This window comes from Acuticoccus kandeliae (assembly GCF_003073115.1).
Window position 1 is genome coordinate 725,561 of the sequence record NZ_QBBV01000002.1, and the last position, 17,984, is coordinate 743,544.

The 17,984-nt window shown below is 70.4% G+C and carries 18 protein-coding genes; 9 read left to right on the forward strand and 9 right to left on the reverse strand.

The window, feature by feature from the left end; genetic code table 11:
- Positions 1-8: 8 nt before the first annotated feature.
- Positions 9-1,577 carry a GMC family oxidoreductase gene (locus tag DBV35_RS16005; protein ID WP_108661311.1) on the forward strand — a complete coding sequence of 523 codons (1,569 nt, stop codon included), beginning with the start codon at positions 9-11 and terminating at the stop codon, positions 1,575-1,577.
- Between the two features lie 75 nt (positions 1,578-1,652).
- Here the strand turns inward: DBV35_RS16005 and DBV35_RS16010 are convergent, their stop codons facing one another.
- Together DBV35_RS16010 and DBV35_RS16015 are read right to left on the reverse strand one after the other, a co-directional pair.
- A complete protein-coding gene (locus tag DBV35_RS16010; RefSeq protein WP_205648703.1) occupies positions 1,653-2,306 on the reverse strand; it encodes a GNAT family N-acetyltransferase in 654 nt (217 codons plus the stop codon).
- Between the two features lie 59 nt (positions 2,307-2,365).
- Positions 2,366-3,238 (reverse strand): oxidoreductase, encoded by an 873-nt coding sequence (locus tag DBV35_RS16015; RefSeq protein ID WP_108661313.1) that lies wholly within the window; start codon positions 3,236-3,238, stop codon positions 2,366-2,368.
- Between the two features lie 81 nt (positions 3,239-3,319).
- Here DBV35_RS16015 and DBV35_RS16020 point away from each other — a divergent pair, with 81 nt between their 5' ends.
- On the forward strand, positions 3,320-4,243 hold the full coding sequence (locus tag DBV35_RS16020) for a LysR family transcriptional regulator (RefSeq protein ID WP_108661314.1): 924 nt from the start codon (positions 3,320-3,322) through the stop codon (positions 4,241-4,243).
- 14 nt (positions 4,244-4,257) lie between these two features.
- Here the strand turns inward: DBV35_RS16020 and DBV35_RS16025 are convergent, their stop codons facing one another.
- Complete coding sequence (locus tag DBV35_RS16025) at positions 4,258-4,782, reverse strand: MarR family winged helix-turn-helix transcriptional regulator (RefSeq protein WP_157961788.1); 525 nt, start codon at positions 4,780-4,782, stop codon at positions 4,258-4,260.
- A gap of 85 nt (positions 4,783-4,867) precedes the next feature.
- Here DBV35_RS16025 and DBV35_RS16030 point away from each other — a divergent pair, with 85 nt between their 5' ends.
- Positions 4,868-6,082 (forward strand): multidrug effflux MFS transporter, encoded by a 1,215-nt coding sequence (locus DBV35_RS16030; RefSeq protein ID WP_157961789.1) that lies wholly within the window; start codon positions 4,868-4,870, stop codon positions 6,080-6,082.
- Positions 6,083-6,089: 7 nt separating this feature from the next.
- Here the strand turns inward: DBV35_RS16030 and DBV35_RS16035 are convergent, their stop codons facing one another.
- The 4 genes from DBV35_RS16035 to DBV35_RS16050 form a co-directional block, all read right to left on the reverse strand.
- Positions 6,090-7,394: a TRAP transporter large permease gene (locus DBV35_RS16035; RefSeq protein WP_108661317.1), complete on the reverse strand. Its 1,305-nt coding sequence runs from the start codon at positions 7,392-7,394 to the stop codon at positions 6,090-6,092.
- Positions 7,391-7,903 (reverse strand): TRAP transporter small permease, encoded by a 513-nt coding sequence (locus tag DBV35_RS16040; protein WP_108661318.1) that lies wholly within the window; start codon positions 7,901-7,903, stop codon positions 7,391-7,393. The genes DBV35_RS16035 and DBV35_RS16040 overlap by 4 nt, the downstream gene beginning before the upstream one ends.
- Before the next feature lie 7 nt (positions 7,904-7,910).
- A complete protein-coding gene (locus DBV35_RS16045; RefSeq protein WP_108661319.1) occupies positions 7,911-8,891 on the reverse strand; it encodes a TRAP transporter substrate-binding protein in 981 nt (326 codons plus the stop codon).
- A gap of 117 nt (positions 8,892-9,008) precedes the next feature.
- On the reverse strand, positions 9,009-10,178 hold the full coding sequence (locus DBV35_RS16050) for a LysR family transcriptional regulator (RefSeq protein WP_108661320.1): 1,170 nt from the start codon (positions 10,176-10,178) through the stop codon (positions 9,009-9,011).
- A 154-nt stretch (positions 10,179-10,332) separates the two neighbouring features.
- Here DBV35_RS16050 and DBV35_RS16055 point away from each other — a divergent pair, with 154 nt between their 5' ends.
- The 5 genes from DBV35_RS16055 (at position 10,333) to DBV35_RS16075 (ending at position 14,979) form a co-directional block, all read left to right on the forward strand.
- Positions 10,333-11,073, forward strand: coding sequence for a PIG-L deacetylase family protein (locus DBV35_RS16055; protein WP_108661321.1), 741 nt, complete (start codon positions 10,333-10,335; stop codon positions 11,071-11,073).
- Between the two features lie 41 nt (positions 11,074-11,114).
- On the forward strand, positions 11,115-12,086 hold the full coding sequence (locus DBV35_RS16060; RefSeq protein WP_108661322.1) for a VOC family protein: 972 nt from the start codon (positions 11,115-11,117) through the stop codon (positions 12,084-12,086).
- 1 nt (position 12,087) lies between these two features.
- The gene (locus DBV35_RS16065; RefSeq protein ID WP_108661323.1) at positions 12,088-12,759 is read left to right on the forward strand and encodes a 4-carboxy-4-hydroxy-2-oxoadipate aldolase/oxaloacetate decarboxylase; all 672 of its coding nucleotides are present in this window, start codon (positions 12,088-12,090) and stop codon (positions 12,757-12,759) included.
- Positions 12,752-13,816: a 4-oxalomesaconate tautomerase gene (locus tag DBV35_RS16070; protein WP_108661324.1), complete on the forward strand. Its 1,065-nt coding sequence runs from the start codon at positions 12,752-12,754 to the stop codon at positions 13,814-13,816. Before DBV35_RS16065 ends, DBV35_RS16070 begins: the two co-directional genes overlap by 8 nt.
- 122 nt (positions 13,817-13,938) lie before the next feature.
- A complete protein-coding gene (locus DBV35_RS16075; RefSeq protein ID WP_108661325.1) occupies positions 13,939-14,979 on the forward strand; it encodes a HupE/UreJ family protein in 1,041 nt (346 codons plus the stop codon).
- A gap of 2 nt (positions 14,980-14,981) precedes the next feature.
- On the opposite strand, the gene DBV35_RS16080 is transcribed toward DBV35_RS16075, so the two are convergent.
- Entirely contained in the window at positions 14,982-15,413 is a 432-nt protein-coding gene (locus DBV35_RS16080) for a nuclear transport factor 2 family protein (RefSeq protein ID WP_205648704.1), read from the reverse strand.
- Positions 15,414-15,539: 126 nt separating this feature from the next.
- On the opposite strand from DBV35_RS16080, the gene DBV35_RS16085 reads away from it, so the two are divergent.
- Complete coding sequence (locus DBV35_RS16085; RefSeq protein WP_108661326.1) at positions 15,540-16,238, forward strand: winged helix-turn-helix transcriptional regulator; 699 nt, start codon at positions 15,540-15,542, stop codon at positions 16,236-16,238.
- 7 nt (positions 16,239-16,245) lie between these two features.
- On the opposite strand, the gene DBV35_RS16090 is transcribed toward DBV35_RS16085, so the two are convergent.
- Positions 16,246-17,778, reverse strand: a complete 1,533-nt coding sequence (locus tag DBV35_RS16090) for a cryptochrome/photolyase family protein (protein WP_108661974.1) — start codon at positions 17,776-17,778, stop codon at positions 16,246-16,248.
- Between the last annotated feature and the right edge of the window lie 206 nt (positions 17,779-17,984).

Here is a 17,984-nt window from a genome sequence, read left to right on the forward strand (position 1 = left end):
GAGGGACCATGGCAACATTTGAACTGACCGACGACACTGTGGTCGTCATCGTCGGCTCCGGCGCCGGCGGCGGGACGCTCGCCCATGAGCTGACCGAGCGGGGCGTCGACGTCGTCCTCTTCGAGGCCGGCGGCAAGCAGGCCCCCAACACCTTCGTCAATGACGAGTGGGAATCGTTCGGCCAGCTCGCCTGGCTCGACAATCGCCACGCCACCGGCGGGTGGCGCGTCGCGACCGACTTCCCGAACCTGCCGGCCTGGATCTGCAAGACGGTGGGCGGCAGCACGACCCACTGGGCCGGCGCCTCGCTCCGCTTCCAGGAGCACGAGTTCAAGGCGCGCGACCATTATGGCGCGATCGACGGGGCGAACCTCCTCGACTGGCCGATCGACCTTGCCGAGATGGAGCCCTTCTACGCCCGCGCCGAGGACAAGATGGGCGTCACCCGCACCAACGGGATCCCGGGCCTCCCCGGCAACAACAACTTCAAGGTCCTCTATAACGGGGCGACGCGGATCGGCTACAAGACCGTCCACACCGGGCGGATGGCGATCAACTCGCGCCCGCGCGACGATCGCGCCTCCTGCCAGCAGCTCGGCTTCTGCTTCCAGGGCTGCAAGATGGGCGCGAAATGGTCGACCCTCTATTCGGAGATCCCGAAGGCGATGGCGACCGGGCACCTGGAGCTGCGCACCGACAGCCAGGTCCTCCAGATCCTGCACGATTCCAGCGGCAAGGCGACGGGCGTCCTCTATGCCGACGCGGCCGGCAACCAGCACGAGCAGCGCGCGCGGGTGGTGGCGGTCGCGGGCAACTCCATCGAGAGCCCGCGCCTTCTCCTCAACTCCGCCTCGTCGATGTTCCCGGACGGGCTCGCCAACTCCTCCGGCCAGGTCGGGCGTAACTATATGCGCCACACCACGGGCTCGGTGTACGCGGCGATGCCGGAGCCGGTGCGCATGTGGCGCGGCACCACGATGGCCGGCATCATCCAGGACGAAGCCCACCACGACGACAGTCGCGGCTTCGCTGGCGGCTATGAGCTGGAGACGCTGTCGCTCGGCCTTCCCTTCATGGCCGCCTTCCTCGATCCGGGCGCATGGGGTCCCGACTTCGCGCGCAAGATGGAGACCTACGAGACGATGGCCGGCATGTGGATCGTCGGCGAGGACATGCCGCAGGCGGACAATCGCGTCACCCTTCACGGGACCGACAAGGACGCCCACGGCCTCCCCGTCCCGGTGGTCGCCTTCACCGACCATCCGAACGACGTCGCGATGCGCGAGCACGCCTACAAGCAGGGTGCGGCGGTCTATGACGCGGCGGGGGCGAAGGAGACCTTCCGCGTCCCGCCCTACCCCTCGACCCACAATCTGGGCACCAACCGGATGAGCGAGCGGCCCGAGGACGGGGTCGTGAACCGGTGGGGCCGCACGCACGACGTGCCGAACCTCTTCATCTCGGACGGTTCGCAATTCACCACAGGCGCGGCGGAGAATCCGACCCTCACGATCGTCGCGCTCGCCATCCGTCAGGCCGGGCACATCGCCGACAGCATGTCGCGCGGCGAGCTCTGACCAAAGACGGCGCCGGGGCCGCCGCTTCCTCCCCTCGGGCGGCCCCGGCGAAGCCTGCGCCGGGGTGTGCCGTGATCAGAAGTCGATCCGCATCACGGCACGCCGCGGCGTCGGCCGGCCAACCTCGCGGAACCCGGCCGCCGCGAAGATCGTGTGGCTCCCGACATGGAGTTCGCCCCAGGCGATCTCGCGTCCGGGCTCGGTGATCATCGGATAGCCCTCGACCGCGCGGGCGCCCCCCGCGCGCGCATGGTCGACGGCGGCCGCGGCGAGCGCGCGGCTCACCCCGCGCCGCCGGTAGCCGGCGCGCGCGAAGAAGCACGTCACCGCCCACACGGTCCCGTCCGCCTTGTCCTCCGCGCGCCCCGCCCAGGGGACGCGATAGACGCGCGCGAGCCCCGCATAGGCGTTGCGCGGCTCGACGGCGCACCAGCCGACCGGCTCGGCGCCGAGATAGGCGACGAGCCCGCTCGTCGGCCCGTCCGGATGGCCGCAACGGGTCTGGCTGCGGAGCCGCTCGGCCCGCACCTGGGCCGGATGATGCTTGAAGGCCTCGCGCGGGGCGAGCTTGTAGCGCTGGCACTGGCAGCGCGCCCCCTCGCCCCGTTCCCCGAGGATCGCGCCGAGGTCGTCGCACCCGGCGCGGTTCGCCGCGATGATGGTGTAGTCGCCCTCGCTCGTCATCTCGCCCGTCCCGATGTCGACGCTCTGCGTCCACCGGGATAGCAAATGCGCGCGCCGCCCAGGAGCCCCGCCGCGATGGGCGGGGTCCCGCCGGTGCGCGCCGGTCAGATCGGCTCGTGGAGGCGCTCCAGATCGGTCAGCGTTTCGGCGTCTAGGACCAGAGCGGCCGCCGCGATATTCTCGCGGAGGTGGGTGCGCTTGGAGGTGCCGGGGATCAGGAGGATGTTCGGGCTGCGCTGGAGGAGCCAGGCGAGCGCCACCTGCTGCTTGGATCGGCCGAGCCGCGCTGCCACTCGCGCGAGCCCCTCGGACTGGATCGGCGAGAAGCCGCCCAGCGGAAAATAGGGCACGTAGGCGATGCCGTCCGCGGCGAGCGCGTCGATGAGGTCGTCATCGCCCCGCTCCACGAGATTGTAGTGGTTCTGCACGCACACGATCGGGGCGATGTCGCGCGCGGCGCGGAGCTGGGCGGCGCTCACCGTGCTGATCCCGATATGGCGGATCAGCCCCTCCTCCCACATCGCCCGCATCTCGCGCATCGGAGCGACGATGTCGTCGTCCGGCCCGCCCATCCGCAGATTGACGATGTCGATCGCCGCGACGCCGAGTCGGGCGAGATTGTCCTCCACCGACTGGCGCAGGAACGGGGTGTCGCGCCGCAAATTCCAGCCGCCCTGGTCGTCGCGCCACGCGCCGACCTTGGTGACGATCGTGAGGTTCGCCGGATAGGGGTGCAGCGCCTCGCGGATCAGCGTGTTGGTGACGTGGGGTCCGTAGAAATCGCTGGTGTCGATATGGTCGACACCGTGGTCGAGGGCCTCGCGCAGCACGGCCCGCGCCTCGTCCGGATCCGCCGGCGGGCCGAACACGTGCGGGCCGGCGAGCTGCATCGCGCCGAACCCCATGCGGTTGACGCTGATATCACTATCGGGAAAGCGGAAGCGTCCGGCGGCGGACGCGTTGAGGGGATCGCTCATGGCAACTCCTGTTGGCTGCCACCTCATCTAGTCCAACGCTGAGCCTCGATAATCGGCCGCGATCCGAATAGGTTGTTCGGTATGGCGAACAATGACGGCGGCCCCTTCGACGACCTCGCGGTGTTCCTCGCCGTCCTCGAGACGGGCGGATTCCGCGCGGCCGCCAAGCGGCTCGGCCGCGCCCCCTCCACCGTCAGCGAGACGATCACGCGGCTCGAGGCCCGCGTCGGCTCACCCCTCTTCACCCGCACGACGCGCGCGGTGCGGCCGACCGAGGTCGGCAGCGCGCTCGGCGAACGTGTCGCCCCCCTCGTCGCCGAGGCGCGGCAGGCGCTGGAGATCGCACGCACCAGCGCGGCGGTGGTGCGCGGGCCGCTGCGCCTCAACGTGCCCGTCGCGGTGATGACCGACATCCTGCCGCCGCTGATCGACCGCTTCCTGGAGCGCCATCCGGAGGTGACGGTCGAGCTCATGGTGGAGGACCGCTTCGTCGACGCGATCGCGGCCGGCTGCCACGCCGGGGTTCGCTACGGCGAATCGCTGGAGCAGGACATGATCGCGGTGCCGATCGGCCCGCGCCGGCAGGAGATCGCGCTCGCCGCCGCGCCCGCCTATCTGGAGCGCCGCGGCGTGCCCACCCACCCGTCCGAGATCGCCGGCCACGACGGGGTGTGCTTCCGTTTCGCGAGCGGCCACGCGGCGGCGTGGGAGTTCGAGCGCGGCGACGAGATCATCCGCATCGACCCGGTCGCGCGCCTGACGCTCGGCACCGCGGCCGTCGCCGCCGGGATCGGTCACGCGATCGCGGGACGCGGGCTGATCTTCATCTTCCGCAACTTCCTCGACCCGGCCCTTGCCGCCGGCACCCTCGTCCCGCTCCTGCGAGACTGGTGGCCCGCCTTCGACGGCCCGCGCCTCTATTATCCGAGCCGCTTCATGCCCGCACCGCTGCGCGCCTTCCTCGACATCGTCGCCGAGGACCGGGCGGGCGCGCCGGACCGCTAGGCTCCGGGCCCAACCTAGCCCCTGCGCCGCGCCTCGGCGACGGCGAGGGCGCGGCCGAGGAGGCTCTGGAGCCGGTCCGCGTCCGCGGGCGCGGCCATCGCGCCCACGAGAAGCGGCGCCTCCGCCGCCTGGACGGCCGCCATCGCCGCCTCCACCCTCTCCCGCCCCGCCTCGGTGAGTTCCACCGGCCGCGACCGGCCGTCCCCGTCCGCCGCCGGGCGCCCGACGAGCCCCTCCGCCTCCAGCCCCTTCAGCACCTTGGTGAGACCGCCCGAGGAGAGCAGCGTCGCCTCGTACAGGCGGGACGGCGTCAGGCGATGGGGCGCGGGATGGGTGCGCAGCGCGGCGAGCACCTCGAATTCCGTCACGCTCAGCCCGAAGGGGGCGAGGCAGTCCGTCGCGAGCTCCTGCAGAAGGCGCGCGAGGCGCTGGACGAGGAGCGACAGCGCCATCTCGGGCGTCGCGGCCTCCGGCCAATTCTCCCCCACCCGCGCGAGCAGCGTCGCGATCGGGTGATCAGGCTCCGATTTATCTTGCACGCAAGACATCTCCCCCTAGATATCTTTCCAGATAGATAATTCCGTGCGCCGCTGCTGCAACCGTGCGCCCCCCGAAGGATCCTTCGTGACGAACACCCCGCCCGTGCGCGCCCGCGCCCTCATCCTGGTCCTCGCCCTCCTCGCGGCCTTCCCGCCGCTCGCGACCGACATGTACCTCCCCGCCTTCAGCGGAATCGAGGCCCATCTCGGCGCCGCGCCGGGCGACCTCGAATTCTCGCTCGCGGTGTTCTTCCTGGGGCTCGGAATCGGCCAGCTGATCATCGGCCCGTCGATCGACCGGCTCGGGCGGCGCGGCCCGCTGATCGCGGGCGTCGTGATCTATTGCGCGGCCTCGATCTTGATCCCGACGGTCGACGATGTCGCCGCCTTCACCGCGCTGCGCTTCGTCCAGGCGATCGGCGCCTCGGCCGGCATGGTGGTGGGGCGCGCCGTGCTGTCGGACCTTTATTCGGGCCGGGAGGCGGCGCGGGCGATGACCGTCCTCGTGATGACGATGACGCTCGGCCCCATCGTCTCCCCGCTCGCAGGCAGCCTCCTCACGAGTGTCCTCCCCTGGCAGTCGGTCTTCCTCGCGATGTTCGCGGTGGGGCTCGCCGCCCTCGCCCTCACCCTCGCGATCGTGCCGGAGACGTTGCCGCCGTCGCGCCGCGTGACGATCTCTCCGATCGGCCTCGCGCGGCGCTATGCGGGGCTCCTCGCGCGATTCGAGTTCATCCTGCCGCTAACGGTCGCCTCGCTCATCCAGGCGGCGATGTTCGCCTTCATCACCGCCTCCTCGTCGGTGCTGATGGGGGTCTTCGGCCTCTCGCGGATCGCATTCGGCGTCGCGTTCGGGATCGTCGCGCTGGCGCTGGTCGTCGGCGGGCAGATCAATCACCGGCTCCTGCGCCACACCGCAATCCATCACCTCCTCGACCGCGGCCTCCCGCTCTTCGTCCTCGCGGGCGCGCTCCTCCTCGCGGTCTCCGGCACGTCGCACCTCGCGGTGCTCATCGTCCCGGTTTGGCTCGCGGTCGCCTGCGTCGGCGCGCTCTCGGCGAACGCGATGTCGCTTGCGATGGCGACGACGCGGGGCGCGGCGGGCACGGGATCGGCCGTCCTCGGCGCCGTCCAGTTCAGCCTCGCCTTCCTGTGCAGCACCCTCGTCGGGGCCGCGATCGACACGCCGGTGCGGGCGCTCGCCCTTGGCGTCTTCGTCCCGGCCTTGCTCGCCGCTCTCCTCTGGTTCGCCGGCCGCCTCACCAGCGCCGGCCGCGCCTCCGCCTTCGAGGCGCGCTGAGCCGGGCTCAGCCAAACATCGAGTTCGGGATGAAGAGCGCGATCTGCGGGAAGACGATGATCAGGATCAGGCAGACGATCATCGCGAGGAGGAAGGGCATCACGCCGCGAAAGACGGTGGTGAGCGGCACGTCCGCCGCGACGCCCTTCACCACGAAGACGTTGAGCCCCACGGGCGGCGTGATCATCCCCATCTCGATCACGATGACGGCGACGACGCCGAACCAGACCGGATCGAAGCCGAGCCCGGTGACGACGGGGAAGACGATCGGGATCGTGACGACCAGCATCGACAGCCCGTCGAGGAACATGCCGAGCACCACGTAGGCGAGGATGATCATCGCGAGCGTGCCATAGGCCCCGAGCCCGAGCGCGGCGAGCCCCTCACCGAGCGTCGCGGGGATCTGCGTCACCGCGAAAAAGGGGTTCAGAACGTTCGCTCCGATCACGATGGCGTAGAGCATCGCGGTCGTGCGCACGGTTTCGAGCACGGCCTCGCGGAATGTCGCGAAGGTCAGCGCGCGGCCGATCAGGGCGAAGAGGATCACGAGCGCGGCGCCGATGCCGGCCGCCTCCACCGGTGTGAAGACCCCCGCATAGATGCCGCCGATCGACAGGATGATCACCCCGATGAGCGGCATCGCCCTGGCGAGGAGGCGGACGCGCTCGGCGAGTGCCACCCGCGCCCCGCGCGGCCCCGCCGCGGGGTCCAGCGTCGCGATGATCCAGACCGTCGCCATGAAGAGGGCCGCGAGCAGGATCCCCGGCAGGATGCCGGCCATGAAGAGGCGGCCGATCGATTCCTCGGTGAGGATCGCGTAGATCACGAACCCGGTCGAGGGCGGGATGAGGAAGCCGAGCGTGCCGCCCGCCGCGACCGACCCGGTCGCCAGCGCATCGCCATAGCCGAGGCGCTTCATCTGCGGCAGCGCCACCTTGCCGATGGTGACCGCCGTCGCGACCGAGGAGCCGGAGACGGCGGAGAAGGCCGCGCACCCGATCACCGAGGCCGAGGCGAGCCCGCCGCGCATCCGCCCGACCCACGCGTTCGCGGCGTCGTAGAGGCCGTTGCTGAAGCCGGCCGCCGAGGCGACATTGCCGAGGAGGACGAACATCGGCACCACGATCAGCGAATAGTTCGAGACCGAGGAATAGCTCTCCGTCAGCACCACCCCGCCCGCCGAGCGCAGGCCCGACAGCACCCACGTGCCGAAGAAGCCGACGCACAGCATCGCGAACGCGACGGGGGTCCTGAGGATCAGGAGCGCGAAGAGCGCGGCGATGCCAAGGAGGCCGACCGTGACGGGGCTCATGACCGCTTCCCGAGGAGGATGAGGACGAGCTGCTCGGCAAAGACGAGGACGCAGAGCGCCGTTCCGGCCGAGAGCATGGCGTAGAAGGGCCAGATCGGCAGCGCGAGCATGTTCGTCGCGTCGCCGAACTCCCACGCGTCGAGCGCCTTCCAGTAGGCGCGATAGGCGAGCCAGGCGAGGACGAAGCCGGAGAGGAGGCGCGAGAGCACGTCACCCGCGAGCCGGCCCCAGGGGCCGATCGCCTGGTCGAGCACGTCGACCCGGACGTGGCCGTCGCGCGCCGTGCAATAAGGCAGCGCCAGCATGACGAGCGCGACGGAGGTGAGCTGGACGATCTCGTTCACGCCGAGGAGCGGCGTCGCAAAGACGTAGCGCAGGACGACGCTGCCCGCGATCGTGACGAGCATGAAGAGGAGGCTCAACCCCGCGATCCAGGCGAGGATGAGCGTGGCCCGGTCGAACGCGCGCGAGAGCGCGTTCGCGTGGGCGCGCGGGGTGTCGCCGGTCATGCCCGCCTCAGCTGCCCTGGAGGGCTTCGACGAAGGCGCGCGCGTCGCCGCCCGTCTCCTCGACGACCTGTTCCACCACCTTCGCGGCCGCCGCGTTGAAGGGCGCGGCCTCCTCGGCGGTGAGGTGGATCACCTCCTTGCCGTCCATCTCGCCGAACGCCTTGATCCCGGCTTCGGCGACCGTCAGCTGCACCGCCTGGCCGAGATTGGAGGCCTCGCGCCCGGCCTTCAGCACCGCCGCCTGGTTCGCCTCGGAGAGCGCGTTGAAGGTGTCGCGGTTCATCAGGATGAAGAAGGGCGAGTTGGTGGCGTCCATGCCGACCGTCAGATGGTTCGCGACCTCGCCGAGGCGGAAGGCGCGCGTCGCGGTGCCGTCGATGAAGGCGCCGTCGATCACGCCGGTCTGCATCGCGTTGTAGATCTCGCTGACCGGCATCGAGACCGGCGTCGCGCCCCATGCCTCGATGAGGAGGCCGGAATTGCGCGAAGGCACGCGGATCTTGAGGCCCTTCAGATCATCCGGCGAATGGACCGGCTTGTCGCGCATGTAGAGAAGGTTCGGCGCGGACGACCAGAGCGCGACGAGCGGCGCGCGGCGGTACTCGCCTTTGATGAAATCGATATTCTCCCAGATCGTGTCGGTTCCGGTCGCGGGGTCGAGGACGCCCGGAAGCTCGGCGACGAGGGTCATCGGGAAGTTCGAGGCGGTGTAGCCGGGCAGGCTCACCGCGAACTCGGCGACGCCGTCGACGACGCGCGAATATTGCTCCACCGGGCCGGGGCCGAGCTCGCCGCCATTGTAGAGCTGAACGCTCACCTCGCCGTTCGAATATTCCTTCACCTTGTCGGCGAAGGGCTGGAAGGCGCCCGCCACATAGGGGTGGGTCGGCGGCATGAAGTTGGCGAACTTCTCCTGCGCCATGGCGGCGCTCGCGAGCGAGGCGAGGAGTGCGGCGCCGGCGAGCGCGGCGCTGGATGTGCGGAACATGATGGTCCTCCCGATTGATCTCCCGCGGGCGATGTCGGGGTGCCGCGGGTCGGGATGTCATCGCGGATCGTGTTCCGTCCAAACAATTAGAACTGGTCGCCCAGGCATAAGAATGGGCTATACACCCCCCTCGACACTGCGCGCGGCGCGGATCTCGGCGAGGAGATCGGACTGCGCGCGCGTCGGCTCCCAGTCGCGCCGCAGCGTGAGGCCGATCGGCCGCTCGCCGCTGATCTCCACCGGCAGCGAGACGACGAGACCCTTCTCGATCTCCGCCTCAGCCTGAAGTCGCGAGATGCAGCCGAGATGGTCGCTGCGCGCCAGTAGCTCGCGCATCAGGATGATCGAGCCCGATTCCAGGATGCTCGGCGGCCGCGCCTTGGCGAAGAGCGCGTCGAAATGGGTGCGCGTCGGCGTCCCGAGGCGGGGCACGACCCAGGGCCATTTCGACAGCGCCTCCGGCGTCAGCGGGCCGTTCGCGGCGGGATGGTCGCGCCGGGCGATGATGGCGAGGCGGTCCATGAAGAGCGGCACCTCGACGACATCGTCGATCGGCGGTGGGTTGCGCAGCGCGCCGATGAGGATGTCGATCTCGCCGCGCCTCAGGTTGGCCAGAAGCTCGTTGTAGACCCCGTCGATGACGAGGACGGGCAGCGTCGGCCGCCGCGCGCGGAAGCGCGCGAGCGCCTGCGGCAGGATCGAGGAGCGCGCCAGCGGCATCGCCCCGATGGCAATGCGGCCGACCTCGCGCCCGGTCGCCTCGGCAAGGTCGGAATCGGCCTGGGCGAGTTCGGCGAAGGCGAGGAGAGCGGCATCGGCGAGCGCCCGCGTCGCGCGGGTGGCGACGATGCCGTAGGAGGTGCGCTCGAAGAGGGCGCGGGCGGCCTCGCGCTCGATCTGCGTCACGGCGCGATGGACGGTCGGCTGCGCGATGCCGAGGCGGCGCGCGGCGAGGGTGAAATTCTCCGCCTCGCGCACCGCGATCAGCGCCTCGAGCTGCGCGGCGCTGACGGTGAGCTTCAGGCGCGGCGAGAGCTCCACGAGCGCGGGGTCCAGGATATCGAACGCGCGCCGCACGCGCTTCACGAGCGTCGCGCCGAGGTCCGTCGGATAGAGGCCGGCAGGCTGGCGGCGGAAGAGCGCGCCCCCCGCCTCGCGCTCCAGCTTGCCGATCGCCTGCGTGACCGCCGGCTGCGAGACGTGGCACGCCTCCGAGGCGCGGGTGACGGAGTTGAGGTCCGCGACCGCGAGAAAGGCCCGCAGGTGCCGCAGGTTGCGCGAGATCATGAGCGTCGCCCTCCCTCAATCCCGGCCCGAGCGGACCGGCGTCACGAGAGGCACCCACAATAGCAAGATCTTATGGCGACTGTCGTCATTCTGAATTGGCTCGCGCGGCGTGGGGAGGCATCTGGGGCCGGCAACGAAGAACACGGAGGATCCCATGCCCGATGCAACGCCGAAGACCGCCCTCGTCGTGAGCGCCCATGCGGCGGACTTCGTCTGGCGCTGCGGCGGGGCGATCGCGCTCCATGCGAGCATGGGCTACCGGGTGACGGTCGTCTGCCTCTCCTTCGGCGAGCGCGGCGAGTCGGCCAAGCTCTGGAAGCGGCCCGGCATGACGCTCCAGACAGTGAAGGACGTGCGCCGCGCCGAGGCCGAGAAGGCCGCCCGCGCGCTCGACGTCCACGACCTCGTCTGCTTCGATCTCGGCGACTACCCGCTCCGCCTCACCGACGGCGACAAGACCCGCCTCGTCGACGTGATCCGCGACGTGCAGCCGTCCTTCATCCTCTCCCATTCGCAGTACGATCCGTACAACACCGACCACATGTACACGACCGAAGTGGTCCTCGAATGCCGCATGGTCGCCCAGGCCTGGGGTCACAATCCCGGCCAGAAGGTGCTCGGCGCGCCGCAGGTCTACCTCTTCGAGCCGCACCAGACCGAGCAGATGGGATGGAAGCCCGACGTCTTCCTCGACATCACCCCGGTCTGGGACAAGAAGCGCGCCGCGATCGAGTGCATGGAGGGCCAGGAGCACCTCTGGGACTATTACACCCGCGTCGCCCAGAACCGCGCGAACCACTTCATGCGCAACTCGGGCGGCCAGTCGGGCGGGCGGGCGGCGAAATATGCCGAGGGCTTCCAGGCGATCTACCCGCGCACCGTCGACGAACTCTGAGGGCCGCGCGCAAAGCCCGCCGGAAATAACGGGAGGAAAGAATGACCGAACACGCGCACGACATCGCCCATCTCGGCCATGTCGAAATGCTGACCGACCGCTATGACGAAAGCCTCGCCTTCTTCACCGACATTTACGGCCTGACGCTCTCGGGCGAGGACGCGAATTCGGCCTACCTGCGGGCGTGGGACGACTACGAGTTCGCGACGCTGAAGCTGACGCGCCACACGACGACGGGGATCGGCCATGTCGCCTACCGCGCCGCCTCCCCGGCCGCGCTCGAACGGCGCGTCGCGGCGATCGAGGCCTCGGGCTTCACCGTCCACGGATGGACCGAGGGGGATCTCTCGCACGGCCGCGCCTTCCGGTTCGAGGACCCGTTCGGCCACGTCTTCGAGATCTACTACGACACGCGCTGGTACGAGGCGCAGGAGGCCGCCGAGCGCGCGGCGCTGAAGAACACGGCGAGCGCCTTTCGCGGCGCGGCCCCCCGCCGGCTCGACCACATCAACCTACTCGCGGCGGACGTCGCCGAATTCCGCCGCTTCATGGAGACCTGCCTCGGCAGTCGCGTCACCGAATATATCCAGCTCGACAATGGGCGGATCGGCGGGTGCTGGTTCACCATCAACAACAAGACCTACGACCTCGCCTGCACCGAGGAGCACGGCAAGGGCGAGGGGCGGCTCCACCACGTCACCTATGCGACGGACCAGCGCGAGGACATCCTGCGCGCGGCCGACATCTTCCTGCAGAACGGCGTCCACATCGAGACCGGGCCGCACAAGCACGCGATCCAGGGCACCTTCTTCCTCTATGTCTGGGAGCCGGCCGGCAACCGCGTGGAGCTCGCGAACGCGGGCGCGCGCCTCCTCCTCGCGCCGGACTGGAAGCCGGTCGTGTGGACCGAGGCCGACCGCAAGAAGGGTCAGGCCTGGGGCCTCAAGACGATCGAGACCTTCCACACCCACGGCACCCCGCCCGCTCCCGCGGCGCAGAAGGCCGGGGCCTGAGATGGCGGTCGTCGTCCAGGATATCGTGCGCGCCGATCCCGCCGTGATCGCCGCCCTCGGCGCGGCGGGCGTCGCGACCGTCCACGAGGCGCAGGGCCGCATCGGCTGCCTCGCCTCCCACATGCGGCCGATCTATGCCGGCGCGCAGATCGCGGGCTCGGCCGTCACGATCTCCGCCCCGCCCGGCGACAATTGGATGGTCCACGTCGCGATCGAGCAGCTTCAGGCTGGCGATATCCTCGTCCTCGCCCCGACCTCGCCGTGTGACAACGGCTATTTCGGCGACCTCCTCGCGACCTCGGCGATGGCGCGCGGCTGCCGCGGCCTCGTGATCGAGGCGGGCGTCAGGGACGTGCGGGACCTCACCGCGATGGGCTTTCCGGTCTGGTCGAAGGCGATCTCGGCGCAGGGGACCGTCAAGGAGACGCTCGGCTCGGTCAACGTGCCGATCGTGTGCGCGGGCCAGCTTGTCGAGGCGGGCGACGTGATCGTCGCCGACGATGACGGGGTGTGCGTCGTGCGGCGCGCCGACGCCGAGGCCGTGCGCGCGAAGGCAGAGGCGCGCCTTGCCGGGGAGGAGGCGAAGCGGCGCCGCCTCGCCGCGGGCGAACTGGGGCTCGACATCTACGACATGCGCCCCCGCCTCGCCGAGAAGGGCCTCAAATATGTCTGACCCGCGCCGGGACGGGATCCCGTGCCTCTGGATGCGGGGCGGCACCTCGAAGGGGGCCTACTTCCTCGCCGCCGACCTCCCCGCCGACCCCGCGGCGCGTGACGCGCTGCTCCTCGGCATCATGGGGAGCCCCGACCCCCGGCAGATCGACGGGATCGGCGGGGCGGACCCGCTCACCTCGAAGGTCGCGATCCTCTCCCCCGCATCTCGGCCGGACGCGGACGTCGACTATCTCTTCCTCCAGGTCTTCGTGGACCAGCCGCTGGTGTCGGACGCGCAGGGGTGCGGCAACATCCTCGCCGGTGTCGGCCCCGCCGCGATCGAGCGCGGCCTCGTGCCGGCCGCGGGCGAGACGACGCCGGTGCGCATCCACATGGTCAACACCGGCGAGGTTGCGGTCGCGACCATCGCGACCCCCGGCGGCCGCGTCGACTATGAGGGCGCCGCGCGCATCGACGGCGTCCCCGGCAGCCACGCGGCGGTGCCGTTGATGTTCGCGGGCATCGCCGGCTCGATGACGGGCGCGCTCCTGCCGACGGGGAATGTCGTCGACACGATCGATGGCGTCGCGGCGACGCTGATCGACAACGGGATGCCCATCGTGGTGATGCGGGCGTCCGATTTCGGCCTCACCGGGAGCGAGACGCGGGAGGCGCTCGACGCCGACGCGGCGTTGAAGGCGCGCATCGAGGCGATCCGCATCAAGGCGGGGCCGATGATGAATCTCGGGGATGTCGCGGAAAAGTCTGTGCCGAAGATGACCCTCGTCTCCGCGCCGTCGGCGGGCGGGGCGATCGGCACGCGCAGCTTCATCCCGCACCGCTGCCACGCGACGATCGGCGTCTTCGCCGGGGTGAGCGTCGCCACCGCCTGCACCCTCCCCGGCTCCCCGGCCGCAGAACTCGCGACCCTTCCGGCGGACGGGCGCTTCCTCATCGAGCATCCGACCGGGGCACTCGAAGTCCTCGTCGCGCAGGCGGCCGACGGCACCGTCACCGGCGCGGGCCTCCTGCGCACGGCCCGCAAGCTGATGGACGGGCGCGTCTTCCCCCGCTGACCGGTCCCGGCGATCCGGTGGCGGGCTGATCCGGGGCCATTGGCGCGTCCGGCAAAAGCGATCAGGATGGGGCGTGCCTCCCGCGCGGCTCGCGTGGACCCACGTAGAGGAGCAACGGCGACATGGCCCGTCCCCCGCGTCTCCCCGCACCGGCGGTCGGCTGTCGCGCGGCGGCCGGCCGTCTCCTCGCCGCGATCGCGCTTGCCTGGCTCCTCGCGGCGACGGGCGCCGCCGCCCACGAGGTGCGCCCCGCCTATCTCCAGATCGACGAGACTGGGCCGGACACCTACGAAATCCTGTGGAAGGTGCCGATCCGCAACGGGGCCGTCGCCGACATCGTGCCGGTCTTCGACCCCGGCCTCGCCCTCACTCTGGCCGGTCCCGGCGCCGAGCGCGACGGCTTCTTCGTCCAGCGCTACCGCCTCGCCGGGGCGGGCGGCCTCGCGGGCACCGAGATCGCGATCCCGGACCTTGCGCGCACCAGCGTCGACGCGCTCGCGGCCCTCAATCTCCTCGACGGGACCCGCCACGCCTTCCTCCTCCAGCCGAAATCGCCGAGCGTGCGCGTGCCGCTCTCCCCGTCCGGCTGGGGCGTGGTGACGACCTATGTGCAGCTCGGCATCGAGCACATCCTGATGGGGATCGACCATCTCCTCTTCGTGCTCGCGCTGATCCTGCTGACGAGCGGGGTGTGGCGGCTCGTGAAGACGATCACCGGCTTCACCCTCGCCCACACCATCACCCTCAGCCTCGCCGCGCTCGGCTATGTGAATGTGCCGGGCCCGCCGGTCGAGGCGGCGATCGCGCTCAGCATCATGTTCCTCGCCGTGGAGGTCGTGCGGAAGATCGAGGGAGAGGACACGCTGACGGCGCGCAAGCCCTGGCTCGTCGCCTTCACCTTCGGCCTCCTCCACGGGCTCGGCTTCGCGGGCGCCCTCTCGGAGATCGGCCTGCCACAAGGGGACATCCCGCTGGCGCTCGCCTCCTTCAATATCGGCGTGGAACTCGGCCAGCTCGCCTTCGTCGCGGCGACCCTCCTCATCATCCAGCTCTTCCGCGCGAAGCGGGACTGGCCGCTCGTCCTGCGCAAGATCCCGGCCTACGCGATCGGCAGCGTCGCGGCCTTCTGGGTGATCGAGCGCATCGCCGCCTTCGCGGCCTAGGCTCAGTCCTTCGCCTCCATTTCGGCGGCGAAGGTCTGGTAGAGGATGCGGTCGTCCCGGATCACCAGCGTGTCGGTCGCGATGCGGTAGACGTGCGCCGGCGTCTCGGCGGACCAGAGCGTGTAGGCGAGCGCGCCGTCGACGTGGCGCGCGTGGATCGTGAGGCGCGCCTCGGGGGCGGCGAACTCGTCGAGGATCATGCGGAAAAGCGGCCGGATCTCGTCCGGCCCGCGCAGGATCCCCTCGGGTGTGATGAACACCGAGTCTTCGCTATAGTCGGCCATGATGGCGTCGAGATCGCGGTCGGCGAAGGCCGCGAGGTGGCGGTCGAGGACGGCGTCGGCCGGGGCCGGGCGCTCATCGGCGAACGCGGCGGCGCTGGCCGCGAGGGACGCGGCGAGCGCCATCGGGCGGATCAGGCGTGCGAGCATCATGTCGGTTCTCCTGTCGCGTTGCGTCTTGCGGGAGGGAACCACGCCCCGTCCGGCGCGCGACAGTTCGAAATCTGTACTATCCGCGCCGCCCGTCTTCGCCGCACCCTTGCTGGCGGGAGGTGAGCCATGAAGAGCTACGGACAATTCTGCCCCGTCGCGAAGGCCGCCGAAGTGTTCTGCGAGCGCTGGACACCGCTGATCCTGCGCGACATGGCGGGCGGCGCGTGCCGCTTCTCGCAGCTGAAGCGCGGCATTCCGCTCGCCTCGCCCTCCCTCCTCTCGTCCCGCCTCAAGGCGCTGGAGGCGGAGGGCATCATCGAGCGCCGCCGCTCCGAGGCGGGCAGCAGCTGGACCTACCACCTCACCCCGGCCGGCGAAGAGTTCGTCCCCCTCGTGCTCGCGCTCGGGACCTGGGGCCAGCGCTGGTCGCGCCGCCCCCTCGAGGAACATGAGATCGACCTCGACCTCCTTCTCTGGGCGATGGAGAACGCCGTCGACCCGAACGCGTTCGGCGGCGCGCGCGCCCTCGTCGAGGTCGACGTGACCGACCAGCCGCCCCACAAGCGCCGCTGGTGGTTCCTCAACGAGGCCGGGCGGTGCGAGCTCTGCGTGAAGGATCCGGGCTTCGAGGTCGCGCTCTATATCGCGGCGGACCTGCCGACCCTCATCTACATCTGGCGCGGCGACCTCACGCTGCACTCCGCGCGGGCCGAGGGGCGGCTCCGCGCCCATGGAGGCCGCGACGCGATCCGGGCGCTCCCCGCCTGGCTGGGCGTCAGCCTCCTCGCCCATGTGAAGCCCGAACCGCGCGCGGACGCGGCGTGAGCGCCGCTCAGATCCGCGCCTTCGCGTCGATGGCCTTCAGGACATCCTTCGCCGAGGCGAGCACCTCGCCGCGCCGGTCCGCGTCCATCCGGTCCCAGTTGCGATAGATCTGCGCGAGGCGCGGGTTGTCGCCGAGGCGCTTGCGGTTGCGATCGAGGAAATCCCAGTAGAGCGGATTGAATGGGCAGGCCCCCTCCCCGTGGCGCCGCTTCACGTCGTAGGCGCAGTGGCCGCAATAGTCGGACATGCGGTCGATATAGGCGCCCGAGGCGGCATAGGGCTTGGAGCCGACAACGCCGCCATCGGCGAACTGGCTCATGCCGATCACGTTCGGCGCCTCCACCCACTCATAGGCGTCGGCGTAGATCTCCAGATACCATTCGTGGACGGCGTGCGGGTCGATCCCGGCGAGGAGCGCGAAGGTGCCGGTCACCATCAGGCGCTGGATGTGGTGGGCGTAGGCCTCCTCCAGCGTCTCGCCGATCGCGGCCTTCATGCAGGCCATGTCTGTCTCGGCCGTCCAGTAGAAGTCCGGCAGAGGGCGCTTCGCCTTCAGGTGGTTGCGCGCGGTGTAGTCCGGCCCCTCCCGGTCGTAGATCCCGCGCACGAACTCGCGCCAGCCGAGGATCTGGCGCACATAGCCCTCGACGGCGTTGAGGGGCGCGCGCCCCTCGCGATACTCGGCCTCGGCCTGGCGGCAGAGGTCGAGCGGGTCGAGAAAGCCGACATTGATGTAGAGCGACAGGACCGAGTGATAGAGGAAGCGGTCGTCGGTCAGCATCGCGTCCTGGTAGTCGCCGAACCGGGGCAGCGCCTCGCGCATGAATTTCGCGGCCGCCCGCTTCGCGCCGCGCGCGTCGGTCGCGAACCAGAACGGGCGGAGTGCGCCCGGATGGTCGGCGAAGGCGCGCTCAACGAGGTCGAGCACCTCCTCGGTCACCGCGTCGGGGGCGTGGCGCATCGGGGCGGGCATCAGGAGGTCGCGCTCGGCCGCCTTGCGGTTCTCGCTGTCATAGTTCCAGCGCTTGCCGGCGGGCTCGTCCCCGTCCATCAGGAGGCCGGTCGCCTTGCGCATCTCGCGATAGAAATATTCCATGCGCAGCGCCTTCCTCCCCTCCGCCCACTGCCGAAAGAAGCCGGGCGGGGTGATGAAGCGGTCGTCGGGCTTCGTCTCGATCGTGAGCGGGCAGGCCTCCAGCGCCGCGCGCAGGCGCCACTCCCCGCATTCGGTCGCGATCACCCCGTCGGCGTCGAACGCCTGGTGGCGCCGCATCAGCTCGCCGCAGATGGAGCGCGCGGTCGCCTCATCGTCATAGCGCCCGTAGGCGACACGCCATCCGTCCGCCTCCAGCGCGGCGGCGAACTTGCGCATCGAGGCGAAGATGAAGGCGATCTTCTTCTTGTGGTGGCGCACATAGGTCGCCTCGTCGCGCACCTCTGCCATCACCACGATGTCGCGCGCGCGGTCCCCCGCCCGCAGCGCCGAAAGATCCGGCGTCAGCTGGTCGCCGAGAACGAGGATGAGGCGCGGCGCGCTCACCCGCGCGCGCCCGCGCAATGGGTTCGTGCGGGCGGCTCTGGCGTCTCGGCGGGCATGATCATGCGCTGGAGCTAGCGCGCCGGGGGGCCGGATCAACCAGGACACCGGCGCCCCCTTCCCGATCGCGCCCCCTGCGACCAGCCGGCGCAGGCGGCCGTTCGCGGCGCTTCAGGCTTGATTGAATCGGCTGGCCCGTCCCAAACTGG